A 17,954-nucleotide genomic window follows, 5' to 3' on the forward strand; every position below is an offset into this window, starting at 1 on the left:
ATACCAATGGTGATACCCGCAAGCAGCTGCTGGCAAGGGCCAAACATGTACTTGTTAAGCATTTCAGTAAATGGACTGAATCCCAAAGAATACGTGCGGAAATCATATTCGACCATTATCCGGAACTGAAATCAGTTTACGACTTGGCCATAGAGTTGACCGATATATATAATAAGCACTATGACAAGGATGTGACACGGGCAAAGCTTGCCTTGTGGTACAAATGGAAAAGCTTGGATACGGATGTTTCGAACCGTAACAAATACCATGCAGAACTATTATGAAACAATACTGAACTATTTCGTTAACAGGGAAACCAATGCGTTTGGTGAATCATTCAATGCAAAAATTAAAGCGTTCAGAACACAGTTCAGGGGAGTCGGAGATAGACTATTTTTTATTTTTAGATTATGCAAACTAACAGGGTAGATTTAACATACCCACAGGGTTTTAGGACTGACCCCTAATTTTCTACTGACCCGCTTAAGCCCCCTATGCTTATCGGGTGAGCCTGAGCCAATGCCTGCACCGAAATTTTTGTACATGGTCGGAAAGCAACAAAAAAACCTCTTAAAGCTTGTGACTTTAGGAGGTTTTTAGCTCAAATTGGCTGTTTGTGGTTGGGCTACCTGGATTCGAACCAGGAATGACAGGACCAGAATCTGTAGTGTTACCATTACACCATAGCCCAATGGTTGTTATTTCCTTTTTGCGGTTGCAAAGATACAAAGATTTCTATAAATCAAAACAAAAACGAGCATTTTTTTTGCAAAAAACTGATAAGATACCGTAATCCAAAGGATTATATAACTAAAAAAAAACAAAAATTGAAAGAGTTTTCCTCTTTTGCGTGTTTGATATGAGAAATCAACGTATATTTGTCAACTGTTTTAATATAATAATGTATAATGAACGAAACGAAGAAACTGATTCAACAGATAACAGAAGGTATTCAAGATAAAAAAGGAAAAAAAATCGTCATCGCAGATCTGACAAAAATCGACGATACAATATGCAATTATTTCGTCATCTGCCAAGGAAACTCTCCCAGCCAAGTGACAGCCATTGTAGAATCCATAAGGGACTTCACACGCAAGGGTGCCGATACCAAGCCCTTCGCCGTAGACGGGCTGCGCAATGCTGAATGGGTAGCTATGGACTACTCGGACATATTAGTGCATGTCTTCCTGCCTGAAACAAGGGAATTCTACAATCTGGAACACCTCTGGGCAGATGCCAAATTAACTCAAATTCCTGACCTCGATTAATCAAAACGTATGGATAATAATACCAACAAGAAACCCAATAAAGTAAATATGCCCAAGTTCAACCTGAACTGGCTGTATATGATTATAGCAATGATGCTGTTAGGGCTGTACCTGACCAACGAAAGCGGTACAGCAACCCAAAATATCTCTTATGATGAATTCCAGCAATATGTACGAAACGGTTATATAAGCAAAGTAATCGGTTACGATGACAACTCCGTCGAAGCTTACGTCAAACCGCACCACATAGGGAACGTATTTCGTCAGGACTCCAGCCGAGTAGGCAAGAATCCGCTTATTACGACCGAGGCCCCTTCACGCGAGAGCTTGGGGAATTTCCTGCAAAAGGAAAGAGACGACGCCCACTTTGACGGCTCCATCAACTACGAAAAGAAGCGAAACTACTTCGGTGCCATTCTGTGGCAGATTCTCCCTTTTGCATTCCTTATCGGTTTCTGGATTTTCATGTCCCGACGCATGAGCGGAGGTGGAGGCATGAGCGGAGGTGGAGGCATCTTCAGCGTAGGAAAGTCCAAGGCCCAATTATTTGAAAAAGGTTCCCCCATCAAGATTACATTCAAGGATGTGGCAGGACTTGCCGAAGCCAAGCAAGAGGTAGAAGAAATTGTCGAGTTTTTGAAAGAGCCTCAGAAATATACCGATTTGGGAGGTAAGATACCCAAGGGTGCCTTGCTGGTAGGTCCTCCGGGAACCGGAAAGACCCTGCTTGCAAAGGCCGTGGCCGGAGAAGCCAACGTACCTTTCTTCTCTTTGGCAGGTTCCGACTTTGTGGAAATGTTTGTCGGTGTGGGAGCTTCCCGTGTTCGCGATTTGTTCCGCCAAGCAAAGGAAAAAGCACCTTGTATCGTGTTCATCGACGAGATTGACGCTGTAGGACGTGCACGTGCCAAAGCAGCCGCCATGGGTGGCAACGACGAGCGCGAAAACACATTGAACCAGTTGCTGACTGAGATGGACGGCTTCGGCTCCAACAGCGGCGTTATCATCTTGGCCGCCACCAACCGTGTGGACGTCTTGGACAAAGCATTGCTGCGAGCCGGACGTTTTGACCGCCAGATACATGTAGACCTACCCGACCTTAATGAGCGTAAGGAAGTATTCGGCGTACACCTGCGCCCCATCAAGATAGACAATAGTGTGGATGTAGACCTTCTGGCACGCCAGACTCCCGGATTCTCTGGAGCAGACATAGCCAATGTATGTAACGAAGCAGCCCTGATAGCCGCCCGCCACGGCAAGAAGTTCGTCGGAAAGCAAGACTTCCTGGATGCCGTAGACCGTATTGTGGGTGGATTGGAAAAGAAAACCAAAATCACTACCGAGGCCGAACGCCGTTCCATTGCCATACACGAAGCCGGCCATGCCAGCATCTCTTGGTTGCTAGAATACGCCAATCCGCTGATTAAAGTAACTATTGTACCCCGCGGACGCGCTTTGGGCGCAGCCTGGTATCTGCCGGAAGAACGGCAAATCACCACCAAGGAACAGATGCTCGATGAGATGTGTGCCACCTTGGGAGGACGTGCCGCCGAAGACCTATTCTTGGGTAGAATATCCACCGGAGCCATGAATGACTTAGAACGTGTGACAAAGCAGGCATACGGTATGATTGCCTATTTGGGTATGAGCGAAAAACTCCCCAACCTCTGTTATTATAATAATGAGGAATATTCTTTCAACCGTCCGTATAGCGAAAAGACTGCGGAACTGATTGACGAAGAAGTGAAGCAGATGGTCAACGAACAGTACGAACGTGCCAAGAAAATACTATCCGAAAACCAAGAAGGACACAACCGGCTGGCACAACTGCTGATTGATCAGGAAGTAATCTTTGCCGAAGACGTTGAACACATCTTTGGAAAACGTCCATGGGCTTCCCGTTCGGAGGAAATCAGTGCAAACAAGACTGCTGCCGAGGTGAAAAAAGCAGAGCAAGAAGAAGAACAAAAAGCCATAGAAGCAGAAAAAGAAGTCAAGAAAGAAGAAAAGCATGAAAAATAACTTTATCCAACGTGCCGTTACCGGTGTATTATTCGTCATAGTATTGGTGGGCTGTATTCTTTACAGCCCCCTTTCGTTCGGTATACTGTTCACCATTATCAGTGCACTGAGCGTACATGAGTTTGCCCAATTAGTCAACAGGAGCGGCGAAGTAAGCATAAACAAGACCATCACTGCATTGGGGGGAGCTTACCTTTTCCTTGCATTAATGAGTTTCTGTACCCAGCAGTCTGTAGGAGCACGGATATTCCTTCCTTATTTGGGACTGTTGCTCTACATGATGATTACGGAACTTTACCTCAAGAAAAAGAACCCGACGGGTAACTGGGCCTACTCCATGCTAAGCCAATTGTACGTGGCACTCCCCTTCGCCCTGCTGAATGTACTTGCTTTTCAATATTCCACGGAAACGAGCAGTGTGACCTACAACCCCATCCTGCCGCTTTCCATCTTCGTATTCATCTGGTTGAGTGATACGGGTGCCTACTGTACTGGTTCATTGATAGGCAGACACCGTCTGTTTGAGCGCATTTCCCCAAAGAAATCTTGGGAAGGCAGTATCGGCGGCGGAATTTTCTCCATCGCTTCATCTTTTGTCTTTGCGTACTTTTTCTCTTTCATGCTGTGGTGGCAATGGGTAGGTCTGGCAATCGTCGTAGTCATTTTCGGTACATGGGGCGACCTGACCGAATCACTCATGAAACGCCAATTGGGAATTAAGGATTCGGGCAACATTCTGCCGGGTCATGGAGGGATGCTCGACCGTTTCGACAGTGCCCTGATGGCAATTCCCGCAGCAGTCGTTTATCTGTATGCATTGACGATGTTCTAACAACGGTTCACACGAACAAACCTGCATAAAACATATAAAAAGAGCACCCGGGCAGATGGATGACATCAAAATCCCGGGTGCTCTTTCTTACTATATACTATCACAACCCTTTTCTTACTTCAACTGCATATTGGACAGATCCACATTAGTAGTCAGCTTTTCATTACTTCCCACTGTTTTCAAATCAAAGGTTACTTCCACCTCTCCATTCTTTTCCGAATTGAGTTTCAGTTTGATGCCTTTAGTTTCCGAGGAAATCTCCAGGCTGTTCAGATTATAGGAGACAGCACCAAGACCGCGACGTCCCGACAGGTCATCATAATCATTATAACGGAGTTCCAAGTGGATATATCCGTCTTCGCCATACAAGGCATCATCCTTTTGCGGACGCACCAGGCTGATGCGGTGTTTTTGTTCTGTTGAGAATGGCAGGTTCTGCATGAAAAAGATGTTCATATAACCACCACTGATGCTGATGTCACCTTTATTTATAAACACGGGGTCGTTACCGAAATCTTCTTCAGTTTCGGGAGTCAGCGTTTCCACCTCTTTCGTCAGAATGTTTTGCAAGCGCAACAGTTTCACGGCATGGTCATATCCTGCATAGTTGTCCTGCAAAGGATTGAATACGGTTATCACCCGTTGTCCATCCACGGCATCATACCATCCTATGTCCGTATTCACCGGCCAAAGCGTCCCCCAGACATCGCAGTTCAAGTAAAAGGCATTCCCCGTAACACGCACAGTAGCCCACAAAGGCGGAGTAAAATCACCCAAAGAATATCCATCGCCATCATCACATGATTGCAAGACGGGCATCACTGCCAAACATATTGCCATAAATAACCCATACAGCTTTTTCATAATCAAAGTTCTTTTCATTTGTTTTTGTATAGAGAATACAAAAGCCGGGCATTTACTGCACCGGCTTCTTCCATTTTAACAATTTCTTAGAAACTATCCTGATTTTATTTCAGCTTCCTTAACAACGCCACCATCTTGCGGGCAGCATGTCCGGGTGCTCCGGCCTCTCCCAAGCGGGATGCCATGCACTCATATCCCTCGAGCATCCGGCAGCGATATTCCTTGTCGTACAAGATACGGTTCAGCTCCGAGCGTACCTGCTCTACTGTCATGGTATCGGCAACCAGCTCTTTCACCACCTCCCGGTTGGCAATGAGGTTGACCAAGGAAATGTACTTCACCTTCAGCATATGCCGTTTCAGGAAAGCGATAACCTTCCCTATCGGAGTATGGTAGCACACCGCTTGCGGCACACGGAACAGGGCCGCTTCCAGCGTTGCCGTCCCCGAAGTGACCAGTGCAGCCTCTGCCTGCCTCAACAAGGAGAATGTCTTGTTGAAGATAATCTTCACGTCCGCCCCGCCTACATAACATTTGTAATACTCGGGAGAAATGCCCGGAGCACCGGCCAGTACGAGCTGATAATCGGGAAAAGAAGCTGCCGCGCGAAGCATGTCTGGCAGATTATCCTTGATTTCCTGCTTGCGGCTACCGGCCAGCAAGGCAATGATAGGTTTGGACGAAAGTCCGTTTGCCCGGACAAAGTCGTCAAATGTCTCTGAGCCGGAAGCAAGAAAAGCCGTCACCTCATCCACTGTCGGATTGCCGACGTAGTGTATCGGATAGTGATGTTTTTTTTCGAAGAACTCCACCTCAAACGGTAGGATGGAGAACAGTTCATCCACATCCCGTTTAATATTCTTGATGCGGTATTCCTTCCATGCCCAAATCTTGGGAGAGATATAATAAAAGACAGGAATCCTTGTGTTGGCATGGACAAACTTGGCTATATCCAGATTAAAGCCCGGATAGTCCACCAAAATCAGCACATCCGGCTGCCATGCAACAATATCCTCCTTGCAACGCTTCATATTGGCAAAGATGGTGCGCAGATGCAGCAATACGGGGACGAACCCCATATACGCCAACTCTTTGTAGTGCTTCACCATCACACCACCCACTGCAGCCATGAGGTCGCCACCAAAGAAACGAAACTCCGCTTGCGGGTCTTCTTCCTTCAATGCAGCCATCAGATGGGAGGCATGCAGGTCGCCGGAAGCTTCACCGACAATCAAGTAATACTTCATATCAATTGATAATTGTCAATTAATTCAGAACCATGTTTTCAGTTCATCAATCAAGCCGTATGCCGTTGCATCCACCGTGGTCGGGGTAATTGCCACATAGCCGTTATCGAGCGCCCAATGGTCATTTTTCTCATTTTCAGCATCGTTATTCTCAAACTCACCGGTCAGCCAATAGTAATGGGCATCCCCTCTATGAGCAAAGTTCTCCCATTCGTTCATCCATTGTCCCTTGGTCTGTTCGCAAATCTTCACCCCCTTCAGCTCTTTGGCATCTGGGAAGTTGACATTGAGGCACGTCAATGGAGGCAACCCCTTCTCCAATACCAGCCGGGCTATCTCGCGGATGTAAGGACCTGCAGGCTCGAAATCGGCGTTCGGCTCATGGCTGCAAAGAGAAAATCCGATGGAAGGCACTCCTTTGAGGCATCCTTCTATCACAACGCCCATCGTACCGGAATAGTGCAGGTTTACAGAAGAATTGTCGCCGTGGTTGATGCCGCCCACCACCAGGTCGGGCTTGCGGTCGAGCACCGTATGAAAGGCCAGCTTCACACAGTCGGTCGGCGTACCGGAACACTTGTATACCGTCAGCCCGACATCCTTACGGACCAGCCGGTAGTGGATAGGTTCCGTTACAGTCAGCGCACACGCACTTCCAGAGCGGGGCGCATCCGGCGCCATTACCACAATCTCGCCCAGCGGACGAAGAAATTTGATTAACTCGCCAATACCTTTCGCAATGATACCGTCATCATTGGAAATCAATATCAAAGGTCTCTGATTTTTCATAATCTTCTTTTTATTGTCGCACAAAAGTAGCTAAAAAGGCTTTAAACTGCATGCTACAAGGATAATAATTCTTTTGTATCCGAAGATATTCTCAGAAAAGGCTAACTTTGCACCGCCAACAATTGAAATACAAACATTCATAAAATCCATTCCATAATGAACACTTTTTGCCATCCTACCATTGCCGTACGCATCGAGGCTGCAACCGCTGCAATCATTCTGTTTCTGGCAGTCCTGACAAGTTGCGGCAGAAACAATTCCCCCGAGCCACTTGACCAATGGGATGACGGGACATCTACGCTTCGCACGGCAGACCCGGTCATTACAGAAGGCCGGAAACTCTTCAACGACAAAGAATACCAGAATTTCCGGCTCACCGGCGAAGCCTTCACAAAACCCGGTTCCGAAGCACGCCTCCTCTTTCATACGGACGGTGAGTCCGGTTATGAGGTGATATTCCGTAACGGAGACATCGACGGTACGCGCAAGAGCGGCTCGCTCGCCTCCGTGCGCAACCTCTACCGCTCACTCGCAAAAGATGGAGAATGGTTTGACTTCGAGATAACCGTACGCGGACAAAACATCATGGTCTGCATTGGCGGAACCGAAGTCGTCTGCTATACCGAACCCGAACATCCATACCGTACAGAAGAGCACGCCCGGCAACTGCTAAGCCAAGGTTCCATTGCCTTGCAAGGCATACACGGCGAAGTGTCGTTCCGGAATCTCGCCATCGAACGACTTGCCAAGGAAGCACGCAACGAAGCGGATACACTCGCTCCGACAGACGAACGTACGGACGGAATAATCAGGCTACAGCAACGCGATTTTCCGGTCATAGACTACCACGTTCACCTGAAAGGAGGGCTGACGAAGGAAATGGCACACGCCATGTCCATGAATTACGGCATCAACTATGGTGTTGCCCCCAATGCCGGCGAGGGTGGTGTAGGACGTATGCTGGCCGATGACAAAGAAGTATACGACTATTTTAATGAAGTAAAAGGCTTGCCATTCTTATGCGGGGTGCAAGGTGAAGGGCGTAAGTGGACAACTACTTTCTCGCAGGAATCACTGGGGATTTTCGATTACCTGTTTACCGACGCCATGACCATCATAGACCACAAGGGACGCAATTCGCGTATCTACCGAGCCGAAGAAGCACTCTTCGACGACATTACGCTTGAGCAGTATATGAACCACCTTGTCGACCAAACAGTCCTGATTCTGACCAACGAGCCTGCCGACATTTATGCCAACCCTACCTTCCTGCCCGACACAATGGCGCATGATTACGACAAGTACTGGACTGACGAACGAATTGAACGCGTATTGGATGTATTGCAACAACATAGAATCGCTTTGGAAATCAATGCACGCTACCGGATTCCCAGTTTCGAGATTATCCGTCGCGCCAAGGCACGTGGAATCAAATTCACATTCGGCACAAACAATGTCGATGCCGACTTCGGACGACTGGAATATTGCGCCGAAGCCATCAAGCAATGCGGCCTCACAGCCGATGATATATGGTTCCCGTCGATGAGCACACGCCGCTCCCGCCCCATTGTCATATACAACCGATTCGAGTAGCAGGGAACAACCGCTGTCATCTTCACCAACAGAAACGATACACCTATGGACATTCTTCTCATCATCTTGGGCATCCTCTGCCTGATTGCCGGACTGGCAGGCTGCATCCTGCCTATGATTCCGGGACCGCCCGTAGCCTATACGGGCTTGTTGCTCCTACACCTCACGGACAAGGCGCAGTTTTCCACCATGCAGTTGCTTTTATGGCTGGCGGCAGTCGTCCTTGTACAGATACTGGATTATTTCGTCCCGATGCTGGGCAGCAAATACAGCGGAGGCAGCCGATGGGGCACACGCGGCTGTCTCATAGGCAGCATCATAGGGCTGTTCTTCATGCCTTGGGGCATCATCCTCGGCCCCTTTCTCGGAGCCTTCATCGGTGAGCTGATGGGAGGCAGCAACGCAAACCGGGCCTTGAAATCGGGACTGGGCTCGCTACTTGGATTCCTGCTGGGCACAGTAGCGAAATGCGTGATGTGTGCTTACTTCTGCTGGAAGTTCGCAGAAGCACTGTTATAAATTGCAGCGAAAGCACGTCCATCGTTTACAGATGACAAGACAGGCCTATCTGTGTGGTCAGCAAGAATAGGCCGAGCTTTCCTCTCGGCTTGAAAGGAACCGGCTCCCTTCCGCCTTTCCCCAACTTGACAGGCGAGTAAAGCGCATCCACCTCCAAGCTAATGCCCCAATGGCGTGCAAAAGTATATTCAAAACCTATGAAGCCATTGACTCCCGCACTGGAAGCGGAAACCTTTATGTCATCAGGATGACCCGAAAGAGCCGTCTTGCTCCGGTAGTGCAAATACCCCACTCCTCCTCCCATGGTGCTGAAACATGACGGGAACATGGTGGCACGTTTCAAGTAAGAGACCTGCGGTGCCACATAGATGAGATTCACCCGTTCTTTCACTCCTTCTGCCTGAAAACGTTGCGAATGCGTATTGCCATAGAGAAGCCCTCCATAGCCCACTTCAGAGGAAGAAGAGTAGCACATAGCTTTGAGCAGGTTGGCCACGCCTCCACCTTTGCCATCTACGTCCCAAGCCGAAATGCCATGAGACGAAGCATATCCCGTGATTCCCCAGCCATAGGTCAGCACAAATGTTTTTTCACCTGTTTCCGTGTCAGTGGCATATATTTTCTGGGCTTTAAGCGGAAACAAGCTCAAGCCCAGCAGTGCGAACAGCACAACCACCATTCTTACAACAACCTGTCTGTTCATTTTTCTTCAATTATCCAAAGAGAATAACTATTTTCTGCTATCGCCATCATTGCTTTCAAGTCTAATGTTCTTTCCGTGCTAAGCCCTGCATTGTCAATACTCTTGCACATTTCATCCGTAAAAAGCCTAATTTGAGATTTATCTCCAATTTCCACAATATTAGATACATACTCTTTTAAGAAATCCAAATCATCACAATAATGCACATTAGGGAAAAGAGATTTTGCCTTTTCATTTGCAGCATCCAAATCTTGCACCAGACTCATCATTTGAGCGAAATCAAATTCTTGTTTTACAGCTATGGCATAATCCATACCTTCAGGATTAAATAAATCAAATTCATTGCTCTTTCTATGGTTTGCCGGGAAGATAAATGCAGCAAATGCGGCATCATTCAATTCAGCAACAAGTTCTTCAGAGGCTTCGAAGTCCTCCGCATCTTCTTGAACAACAGTTTCTTCATGCCCACATGCACTTAACGCTATAGACGAAACAAAAATTAAAAAGATGAAATAATTTCTCATAGCCAACCCTATTCTTGATTAAAGATTCCGCGTTCGAACATACCAAAAAACATTTGCATTTCAAAACATTAGCAATAAAATATTTATCCCCTTCTACGAATCTTTCATTTTAACTCCCAATAACTCCATTAAATGAAAGAGTCATACTCTCACGGAAGACACCCTTGCCTTACTTCTTCGGAAAACACTTGCATATCTGCCGAAACACACTTACCTTTGCCGCACAAGATGCCAACTTGAACAACACAACATGCCGACTTACGACATACAAGATGCCATCTTGCGCATCATTTCCGGCAATGCGCTGCCTGCCGGAAAGAGACGGGGCATACGCCAGGCAGGCATGCGCAACCCAACGGATATACAACCATAACAAGAAAGGATATAGACATGATTTATCTGGTAAGAAAGAAACTCTTCCGCACCAAGGAAGGAATGAAGCAACTATACTATGCCGTGCAACGAACCTTGCAAATGCGCGGAGGAGTGACAACAGAGATATTGGCCCGCCGCATGGCCCGCCGCAAAGGTATGAGCGAGGGCGACGTGCAGAGTGTATTGGTGGACTTGCCCAAGTACATCGAAGAGGCACTCTGCGAAGGCGAGTCGGTCACCATCAAGGGTCTAGGGTCCTTCAACCTGTCCATCACAAGCGAGGGCTTTGAGCACCCCGACGATGTGACCCCAGGCAAAGTACAGGTGTCGCGCATCTACTTCAAGCCCGACCGCACGCTTGTAAACAGGTTGCGGCAAAACATGAACTTCTACCGTTACCCGTTGAGCAAATATTTTCCCAAAGAAATGTTGCGACCCGAGACACTGGAACGGGAAAGGGCTCCGATAGACTAATATGCCAATCGGCCTATTAATACACATTCTTTTTCAGTATAAAGAACAGTGAAAATAAGCTATTTACAAAACAAGCAAAAGACATGAAAGCATAAAACAAATCTTAATCTTCTGCAAGCGAGGCAAAAAAGCCTCCCTGTTTCAAGATAAATATGTATATTTGCCTGCTAATTAGAGGGAAATAACGACCGAACCGCCGAATACGGAGAGACACACCGCCTTGTGGAGTTATTAACAAAACAGGCGACTTATCAACCGTTTTGGCAATCTTCCTCTTTTTTAGTAGGCACTATCCGGAATTATCACTTATTTCGCTGCCAATAAATATTGAGATTATGGGAAAAATAATTGCTATGGCTAACCAAAAGGGTGGCGTAGGCAAGACTACGACGACAATCAACCTCGCAGCCTCGCTTGCCACGCTTGAAAAGAAAGTGCTCGTTGTAGATGCCGACCCGCAGGCCAACGCCTCCTCCGGATTGGGTGTGGACATCAAGCAGTCGGAATGTACTATCTACGAGTGCATTATCGACCGTGCAGACGTATGCGAGGCCCTTCATGACACGGAGATAGACACTCTGAAGGTCATCTCCTCCCACATCAATCTGGTAGGTGCCGAAATAGAAATGCTCAATCTGAAAAACCGCGAAAAGATACTGAAAGAAGTACTCGCTCCGCTGAAGAATGAGTTTGACTATATCTTGATAGACTGTTCCCCGTCTCTGGGTCTGATTACGGTCAACGCACTGACTGCCGCCGATTCGGTAATCATCCCCGTACAAGCGGAATATTTCGCACTGGAGGGCATCAGCAAATTGCTGAACACCATTAAAATCATCAAGTCGAAGCTGAACCCCGCCCTCGAAATCGAAGGCTTCCTGCTGACAATGTACGACTCGCGTCTGCGCCAGGCCAACCAGATTTACGATGAAGTGAAACGCCACTTCCAGGAATTGGTATTCAACACCGTCATCCAGCGTAATGTAAAACTGAGCGAAGCTCCCAGCTACGGCCTGCCCACCATTCTCTATGACGCAGACTCAACCGGAGCCAAGAACCACATGGCACTTGCCAAGGAGCTGATAAGCAGAAACGCAAGAAGGGATTAGTGGTTAAGGATAAGCGGTTAGTGATTAATGATTAGGGGTTAGTGATAAATACCATATTTACAATACACAACAAAATCACCCCGCATGGCTAAATAGTAAATTGTAAATCGTCAATATAGTAAATAAACAGATGGCACAAAGAAATGCATTAGGACGCGGGCTGGACGCCCTGTTCTCCATAGATGAAGTGCAGACCGAAGGTTCCTCCTCCATCAATGAAATAGAGTTGTCGAAGATTACGGTCAATCCCAACCAGCCCCGTCATGAATTCGACCCGGTTGCGTTGCAGGAGTTAGCTGATTCCATCTCCGAAATCGGCATCATACAGCCCATCACCCTGCGCAAGCTTAGCGACGACGAATACCAGATTATCGCCGGCGAGCGTCGTTTCCGCGCTTCGCAGCTTGCCGGACTGACCAGCATCCCCGCCTATATCCGCACTGCAGATGACGAGAACGTCATGGAAATGGCGCTCATCGAAAACATACAGCGCGAAGACTTGAACTCCGTAGAAATAGCCCTCGCTTACCAGCATCTGCTGGAGCAATATGGACTGACGCAAGAGCGCCTCAGCGAACGCGTAGGCAAGAAGCGTACCACCATTGCCAACTACCTGCGCCTACTCAAACTGCCCGCTCCCGTCCAGATGGGACTGCAGAACAAGCAGATAGACATGGGACATGCCCGCGCGTTGGTGACGCTGGGCGACCCCAAACTGCAGGTGAAGATCTTCGAGGAAATCCTGGAGCATGGCTATTCCGTGCGCAAAGTGGAAGAAATAGTAAAGTCGCTGAGCGAAGGCGAAACCGTGAAGAGCGGCGGTCGCAAGATTGCCCCCAAACGCGCCAAACTGCCCGAAGAATTCAATATGCTGAAACAACAGCTCTCGAGCTTTTTCAGTACCAAAGTGCAGCTCACTTGCTCGGAGAAAGGAAAAGGCAAAATCAGTATCCCGTTCAATAACGAAGAAGAATTAGAACGTATCATCGGCATTCTTGATACGCTGAAGAAATAAATGAGGAAAAAAGGAAGAATACATCAGTTAGCCATTGCCCTGCTGCTCTGTTTTTTACAGATGGCAGGGATTGCTATGTATGGTCAGGACCGTCCGCGCGCCGCTTCAAAGCGTGCACAGCGGCATCAGACCGATACTCTCGACACCGTGCGCCCGCAAGCCGACAGTCTGAACCGGACGACAGACCGAATACGACGACGGCCCACCATGGGAAAAGACAGCCTTGCCGTGGCCGACAGTCTTGCAGCCGAAAACAAACGGAAGATGCTGGAAATGACCGCCAGCCCCGACCTGAAGGAACAGCCCGTGCCTACAGACAGCCTGCAAAAGGCCATCGACCCCAAAAGATGGGTGCCCAATCCTACGAAAGCCACCTGGCTTGCTCTCGTCATTCCCGGAGGCGGACAAATCTACAACCGCAAATATTGGAAACTGCCCATCTTCTATGGTGGATTTGCCGGTTGTGCCTACGCCCTCACGTGGAACGGCAAGATGTACAAGGACTATTCGGCAGCCTACAAGGATGCCGTAAACGAAAACTGGACTTCCAGCAGCATCACCGACCTGCTTCCGCCCAACCATAATTACAGCAACAGCCAGCTGACGGAAATACTGCGGAAGCGCAAGGACACTTTCCGGCGATACCGCGACTTGAGCATCTTCGCCTTTATCGGCGTATACCTGCTGTCTGTTGTCGACGCATACGTAGACGCAGAATTGTCCAACTTCGACATCACCCCCGACCTCAGTATGAAAGTGGAGCCTGCCATAATCAACAGCCAGATGACCGGCTCCTCTAAAAGAAACGTCGGCGTACAATGCAGTTTCCGATTCTAAAAACGAAAATTAAAGCATAATACCTATATGATACATAAGTCCATCCATACCAGAAGAATTATCCTCGGAGCCTCGATTCTGCTTTGCACCCTCTTCGCCGCTCCGGCCACGCATGCGCAGGAAAGCGTGGAAGTGCTTATCCGCGAAAACGGTACAGAACGCCAAGAATCCATCGAACTGCCCAAAAGCATGACCTATCCGCTGGACAGCCTGCTCAATGACTGGAAAGCCAAGAACTACATAGACTTGGGAAAAGACTGCAGCACCTCTACCGTGAACCCGATGTTCAGCGACTCCGTATACATAGACCGGTTGTCGCGCATGCCGACCGTCATGGAAATGCCCTACAACGAAATTGTACGCAAGTTCATCGACATGTATGCCGGACGCCTGCGCAACCAAGTTGCCTTCATGCTGAGCGCCTGCAATTTCTATATGCCCATCTTCGAAGAAGCGCTGGATGCCTACGGCCTGCCGCTCGAACTGAAATACCTGCCCGTCATAGAGTCTGCCCTCAACCCTTCTGCCGTCTCCCGTGCGGGAGCCTGCGGACTATGGCAATTCATGCTCGCCACCGGAAAGATATACGGACTGGAAAGCAACAGCCTCGTAGACGAACGCCGCGACCCGATAAAAGCGACCTGGGCCGCAGCACACTATCTGAAGGACATGTACGACATCTACAAAGATTGGAACTTGGTGATTGCCGCCTACAACTGCGGTCCGGGCACCATCAACAAAGCCATCCGCCGCTCGGGAGGGAAAACGGATTATTGGGAAATCTACAACTACCTGCCCAAAGAAACACGCGGTTACGTACCGGCCTTCATTGCCGCCAACTACGTAATGACCTATTACTGCAAACACAACATCTGCCCCATGGAAACCGACATTCCGGAGGCAACAGATACGGTGCAGATAAGCCGCAACCTTCATTTCGAGCAGATTGCCGATATATGCGGCATCAGCCTGGACCAAATAAAGAGCCTGAACCCCCAGTTCAAGAAAAGCATCATCCCCGGAGAGAGCAAGCCGCAGACACTACGCCTCCCCATCAACCACATCAGTGCCTTTATCGACAAACAAGATACCATCTATGCCCACCGCAGCAACGAGTTGTTCAAGAACCGCAGAGTAGTAGCCGTTTCCGATACACGCTCGACGGCACGCAACAGCAAAGGCAGTACCGCTACGGGGAATGTCACCTACCACAAGATACGCAGTGGCGAGAACCTTGGCAGCATCGCACGGAAATACGGCGTCACTGTCAATCAGCTAAAAAGCTGGAATGGATTGCGCAGTACCAGAATCTCCGCAGGAAAGCGCTTGAAGATTTATAAATAAAGACATAAACGCTTGTCCCGTGTTGAAAATTGCTTATTTTTGCAAAAAGTGAAGTGAAGAAAGGAGAAAGCAGTATATGGAAGAAAACATAAGTCAGAAGGAAAAGGAAAAAGCCGAAGATGAAATGATCGAACAGGCATTCCAAGAACTGTTGAACGACTATCTGGGCACCAAGCACCGCAAGCGCGTCGAAATAATAACCAAAGCATTCAATTTTGCCAACCAGGCGCATAAGGGCATCAAGCGTCGTTCCGGCGAGCCCTACATCATGCACCCCATTGCCGTGGCAAAGATTGTCTGCAACGAGATAGGACTGGGGTCTACTTCCATATGCTCGGCATTGCTGCACGATGTGGTGGAGGACACCGACTACACCGTAGAGGATATCGAAAACATCTTCGGCCCCAAAATCGCCCAGATTGTAGACGGGCTGACAAAGATTTCCGGCGGCATCTTCGGCGACCGTGCCTCGGCGCAGGCGGAGAACTTCAAGAAGCTGCTCCTCACCATGTCCGACGACATCCGTGTCATCCTTATCAAGATAGCCGACCGTCTGCACAACATGCGCACGCTTGGCTCCATGCTGCCCAACAAGCAGTTCAAGATTGCAGGCGAAACACTCTACATCTATGCTCCGCTTGCCAACCGGCTGGGCTTATACAAGATAAAGACCGAGCTTGAGAACCTGAGTTTCAAATACGAACATCCCGAAGAATACCGCGAAATAGAAAAGAAGCTGGAAGCCACCGCCGTTGAGCGTGACAAGGTATTCAAAGACTTCACTACCCCTATACGTGCCCAATTGGATAAGATGGGCCTGAAATACCGTATCCTCGCCCGGGTAAAATCCATCTATTCCATCTGGAACAAGATGCAGACCAAGCATGTACCTTTCGAGGAAATCTATGACCTGCTTGCCGTACGCATCATCTTCGAACCGCGCAATATGGAAGAGGAGCTGAACGACTGCTTCGACATCTATGTCTCCATCTCCAAGATATACAAGCCCCACCCCGACCGCCTGCGCGACTGGGTCAGCCATCCCAAAGCCAACGGCTACCAAGCCCTGCACGTCACCCTGATGGGCAACCACGGGCAGTGGATTGAGGTGCAAATCCGCAGTGAGCGTATGAATGACGTTGCCGAACAAGGCTTTGCCGCCCACTGGAAATACAAAGAAGGCGGAGGCAGCGAAGATGAAGGCGAACTGGAGAAATGGTTGCGTACCATCAAGGAAATTCTGGACGACCCGCAACCGGACGCCATCGATTTTCTCGATACCATCAAACTGAACCTGTTTGCATCGGAGATTTTCGTCTTCACCCCGAAAGGCGACCTCAAGACCATGCCGCAGAACGCTACGGCACTGGACTTTGCCTTCTCCCTGCACACCGACATCGGCAGTCATTGCATCGGCGCCAAAGTAAACCACAAACTAGTCCCCCTAAGCCACAAGCTGCAAAGCGGTGACCAGGTAGAGGTACTGACCTCCAAGTCGCAACGTGTGCAACCGGAATGGGAAGCATACGCCACCACCGCTCGTGCCCGTGCCAAAATAGCTTCTATCCTGCGTAAAGAAGCAAAGGCTTACCAAAAAGAGGGTGAAACCATAATCGCCGACTTCTTCAAAAATGAAGATATCCGCATTGATGACGCCGCATTGGACAAACTGACCAAACTGCATAAATTCCATACCCGGGACGAATTGCTCGTAGCCGTCGGTAGCAAGAAGATTGTATTGGGTGATGCAGATAAGAATGCATTCAAAGAAAGACAGAGCAGCAACTGGAAGAAATATCTCACCTTTTCGTTTGGAAACAAAGACAATAAAGAGAACAAGGAGCAGCCGGAAGAAAAAGCCCCTCAAGAAAAGATTAATACCAAACAGATTCTAAAACTGACCGAAGAGGCCATCTCCAAGAATTATATCATGGCAGACTGCTGCCACCCTATTCCGGGCGATGATGTCCTGGGATATATCGATGAAGAAAACCGCGTCATCATCCACAAGCGTCAGTGCCCCGTTGCCGCCCGCCTCAAAAGTAGCTACGGAAACCGCATCATCGCCACCGAGTGGGACACGCACAAGGATTTGTCGTTCCTCGTCACTATATATATAAAAGGTATAGACAGCATGGGACTGCTGAACGAGGTGACCCAAGTCATTTCCCGCCAGCTCAATGTAAACATCCGCAAGCTGACCATCGAAACCGATGACGGCATCTTCGAAGGAAAGATACAGCTCTACGTACACGATGTGGAGGACGTGCGTACTATCTGTAATAATCTGAAGCAGATACAGAACATCAAGCAGGTGGTGAGAATAGAGGATTAAAGCAAAAGCATGGCAGAATTAACTTTCCTTATAAAAATAGATTAAGAAAGTAACTATTCAGCGAGAACAAAGGATACGAAGAATTAGCCCGTCAGTTTAGACGA

The 17,954-nt window shown here is 48.5% G+C and carries 19 protein-coding genes and 1 tRNA gene; 14 read left to right on the forward strand and 6 right to left on the reverse strand.

Features of this window, described 5'->3' with window-relative positions:
- The coding region (locus tag E5355_RS20170; protein WP_210434545.1) for a transposase at positions 1–284 on the forward strand (284 nt) is incomplete at its 5' end.
- Complete coding sequence (locus E5355_RS20175) at positions 268–429, forward strand: transposase (RefSeq protein ID WP_256372012.1); 162 nt, start codon at positions 268–270, stop codon at positions 427–429. The genes E5355_RS20170 and E5355_RS20175, both read left to right, overlap by 17 nt.
- A 188-nt stretch (positions 430–617) precedes the next feature.
- Here the strand turns inward: E5355_RS20175 and E5355_RS17710 are convergent.
- A tRNA-Gln gene (locus E5355_RS17710) sits at positions 618–691 on the reverse strand.
- A 217-nt stretch (positions 692–908) separates the two neighbouring features.
- On the opposite strand from E5355_RS17710, the gene rsfS reads away from it, so the two are divergent.
- Genes rsfS through E5355_RS17725 form a run of 3 tightly spaced genes read left to right on the forward strand, consistent with a single transcriptional unit; the run spans position 909 to position 4,122 of the window.
- Complete coding sequence (gene rsfS / locus E5355_RS17715; protein ID WP_005824036.1) at positions 909–1,268, forward strand: ribosome silencing factor; 360 nt, start codon at positions 909–911, stop codon at positions 1,266–1,268.
- A 9-nt stretch (positions 1,269–1,277) separates the two neighbouring features.
- The gene (gene ftsH / locus E5355_RS17720; protein WP_136011377.1) at positions 1,278–3,290 is read left to right on the forward strand and encodes an ATP-dependent zinc metalloprotease FtsH; all 2,013 of its coding nucleotides are present in this window, start codon (positions 1,278–1,280) and stop codon (positions 3,288–3,290) included.
- Complete coding sequence (locus E5355_RS17725; RefSeq protein WP_136011378.1) at positions 3,280–4,122, forward strand: phosphatidate cytidylyltransferase; 843 nt, start codon at positions 3,280–3,282, stop codon at positions 4,120–4,122. The genes ftsH and E5355_RS17725 overlap by 11 nt, the downstream gene beginning before the upstream one ends.
- A 114-nt stretch (positions 4,123–4,236) precedes the next feature.
- On the opposite strand, the gene E5355_RS17730 is transcribed toward E5355_RS17725, so the two are convergent.
- The 3 genes from E5355_RS17730 to surE all read right to left on the reverse strand — a co-directional run bounded on the left by E5355_RS17730 (position 4,237) and on the right by surE (position 7,022).
- Positions 4,237–4,986, reverse strand: a complete 750-nt coding sequence (locus E5355_RS17730) for a NigD-like protein (protein ID WP_168354380.1) — start codon at positions 4,984–4,986, stop codon at positions 4,237–4,239.
- A gap of 104 nt (positions 4,987–5,090) precedes the next feature.
- Entirely contained in the window at positions 5,091–6,233 is a 1,143-nt protein-coding gene (gene lpxB, locus E5355_RS17735; protein ID WP_136011380.1) for a lipid-A-disaccharide synthase, read from the reverse strand.
- A gap of 24 nt (positions 6,234–6,257) precedes the next feature.
- Positions 6,258–7,022 carry a 5'/3'-nucleotidase SurE gene (gene surE, locus E5355_RS17740; RefSeq protein ID WP_136011381.1) on the reverse strand — a complete coding sequence of 255 codons (765 nt, stop codon included), beginning with the start codon at positions 7,020–7,022 and terminating at the stop codon, positions 6,258–6,260.
- Between the two features lie 156 nt (positions 7,023–7,178).
- Here surE and E5355_RS17745 point away from each other — a divergent pair, with 156 nt between their 5' ends.
- Together E5355_RS17745 and E5355_RS17750 are read left to right on the forward strand one after the other, a co-directional pair.
- Positions 7,179–8,615: a DUF1080 domain-containing protein gene (locus tag E5355_RS17745; RefSeq protein ID WP_136011382.1), complete on the forward strand. Its 1,437-nt coding sequence runs from the start codon at positions 7,179–7,181 to the stop codon at positions 8,613–8,615.
- A gap of 45 nt (positions 8,616–8,660) precedes the next feature.
- Positions 8,661–9,134: a DUF456 domain-containing protein gene (locus tag E5355_RS17750; protein ID WP_136011383.1), complete on the forward strand. Its 474-nt coding sequence runs from the start codon at positions 8,661–8,663 to the stop codon at positions 9,132–9,134.
- A gap of 25 nt (positions 9,135–9,159) precedes the next feature.
- Here the strand turns inward: E5355_RS17750 and E5355_RS17755 are convergent, their stop codons facing one another.
- The gene (locus E5355_RS17755) at positions 9,160–9,837 is read right to left on the reverse strand and encodes a porin family protein (protein WP_136011384.1); all 678 of its coding nucleotides are present in this window, start codon (positions 9,835–9,837) and stop codon (positions 9,160–9,162) included.
- Complete coding sequence (locus E5355_RS17760; RefSeq protein WP_136011385.1) at positions 9,834–10,361, reverse strand: hypothetical protein; 528 nt, start codon at positions 10,359–10,361, stop codon at positions 9,834–9,836. Before E5355_RS17760 ends, E5355_RS17755 begins: the two co-directional genes overlap by 4 nt.
- 250 nt (positions 10,362–10,611) lie before the next feature.
- Here E5355_RS17760 and E5355_RS20180 point away from each other — a divergent pair, with 250 nt between their 5' ends.
- The 7 genes from E5355_RS20180 (at position 10,612) to E5355_RS17790 (ending at position 17,850) form a co-directional block, all read left to right on the forward strand.
- A complete protein-coding gene (locus tag E5355_RS20180; protein ID WP_256372013.1) occupies positions 10,612–10,734 on the forward strand; it encodes a hypothetical protein in 123 nt (40 codons plus the stop codon).
- Positions 10,735–10,745: 11 nt separating this feature from the next.
- Complete coding sequence (locus E5355_RS17765; protein WP_136011386.1) at positions 10,746–11,210, forward strand: HU family DNA-binding protein; 465 nt, start codon at positions 10,746–10,748, stop codon at positions 11,208–11,210.
- 335 nt (positions 11,211–11,545) lie between these two features.
- Positions 11,546–12,319, forward strand: a complete 774-nt coding sequence (locus tag E5355_RS17770; protein ID WP_136011387.1) for a ParA family protein — start codon at positions 11,546–11,548, stop codon at positions 12,317–12,319.
- 130 nt (positions 12,320–12,449) lie between these two features.
- The gene (locus E5355_RS17775) at positions 12,450–13,334 is read left to right on the forward strand and encodes a ParB/RepB/Spo0J family partition protein (RefSeq protein ID WP_136011388.1); all 885 of its coding nucleotides are present in this window, start codon (positions 12,450–12,452) and stop codon (positions 13,332–13,334) included.
- Complete coding sequence (locus tag E5355_RS17780) at positions 13,335–14,171, forward strand: DUF5683 domain-containing protein (protein ID WP_136011389.1); 837 nt, start codon at positions 13,335–13,337, stop codon at positions 14,169–14,171.
- 27 nt (positions 14,172–14,198) lie between these two features.
- Positions 14,199–15,515: a lytic transglycosylase domain-containing protein gene (locus E5355_RS17785; protein ID WP_136011390.1), complete on the forward strand. Its 1,317-nt coding sequence runs from the start codon at positions 14,199–14,201 to the stop codon at positions 15,513–15,515.
- Between the two features lie 76 nt (positions 15,516–15,591).
- Entirely contained in the window at positions 15,592–17,850 is a 2,259-nt protein-coding gene (locus E5355_RS17790; RefSeq protein WP_136011391.1) for a RelA/SpoT family protein, read from the forward strand.
- Positions 17,851–17,954: the final 104 nt, after the last annotated feature.

Origin of the sequence: Bacteroides muris (ex Afrizal et al. 2022), assembly GCF_004793475.1 — a bacterium.
GTDB lineage: Bacteria > Bacteroidota > Bacteroidia > Bacteroidales > Bacteroidaceae > Bacteroides > Bacteroides muris.

Coding starts and splice junctions, on each gene's coding strand:
- E5355_RS20175 (WP_256372012.1), top strand. CDS start 268: ATGCAGAACTATTATGAAACAATACTGAACTATTTCGTTAACAGGGAA.
- rsfS (WP_005824036.1), top strand. CDS start 909: ATGAACGAAACGAAGAAACTGATTCAACAGATAACAGAAGGTATTCAA.
- ftsH (WP_136011377.1), top strand. CDS start 1,278: ATGGATAATAATACCAACAAGAAACCCAATAAAGTAAATATGCCCAAG.
- E5355_RS17725 (WP_136011378.1), top strand. CDS start 3,280: ATGAAAAATAACTTTATCCAACGTGCCGTTACCGGTGTATTATTCGTC.
- E5355_RS17730 (WP_168354380.1), bottom strand. CDS start 4,986: ATGAAAAAGCTGTATGGGTTATTTATGGCAATATGTTTGGCAGTGATG.
- lpxB (WP_136011380.1), bottom strand. CDS start 6,233: ATGAAGTATTACTTGATTGTCGGTGAAGCTTCCGGCGACCTGCATGCC.
- surE (WP_136011381.1), bottom strand. CDS start 7,022: ATGAAAAATCAGAGACCTTTGATATTGATTTCCAATGATGACGGTATC.
- E5355_RS17745 (WP_136011382.1), top strand. CDS start 7,179: ATGAACACTTTTTGCCATCCTACCATTGCCGTACGCATCGAGGCTGCA.
- E5355_RS17750 (WP_136011383.1), top strand. CDS start 8,661: ATGGACATTCTTCTCATCATCTTGGGCATCCTCTGCCTGATTGCCGGA.
- E5355_RS17755 (WP_136011384.1), bottom strand. CDS start 9,837: ATGAACAGACAGGTTGTTGTAAGAATGGTGGTTGTGCTGTTCGCACTG.
- E5355_RS17760 (WP_136011385.1), bottom strand. CDS start 10,361: ATGAGAAATTATTTCATCTTTTTAATTTTTGTTTCGTCTATAGCGTTA.
- E5355_RS20180 (WP_256372013.1), top strand. CDS start 10,612: ATGCCGACTTACGACATACAAGATGCCATCTTGCGCATCATTTCCGGC.
- E5355_RS17770 (WP_136011387.1), top strand. CDS start 11,546: ATGGGAAAAATAATTGCTATGGCTAACCAAAAGGGTGGCGTAGGCAAG.
- E5355_RS17775 (WP_136011388.1), top strand. CDS start 12,450: ATGGCACAAAGAAATGCATTAGGACGCGGGCTGGACGCCCTGTTCTCC.
- E5355_RS17780 (WP_136011389.1), top strand. CDS start 13,335: ATGAGGAAAAAAGGAAGAATACATCAGTTAGCCATTGCCCTGCTGCTC.
- E5355_RS17785 (WP_136011390.1), top strand. CDS start 14,199: ATGATACATAAGTCCATCCATACCAGAAGAATTATCCTCGGAGCCTCG.
- E5355_RS17790 (WP_136011391.1), top strand. CDS start 15,592: ATGGAAGAAAACATAAGTCAGAAGGAAAAGGAAAAAGCCGAAGATGAA.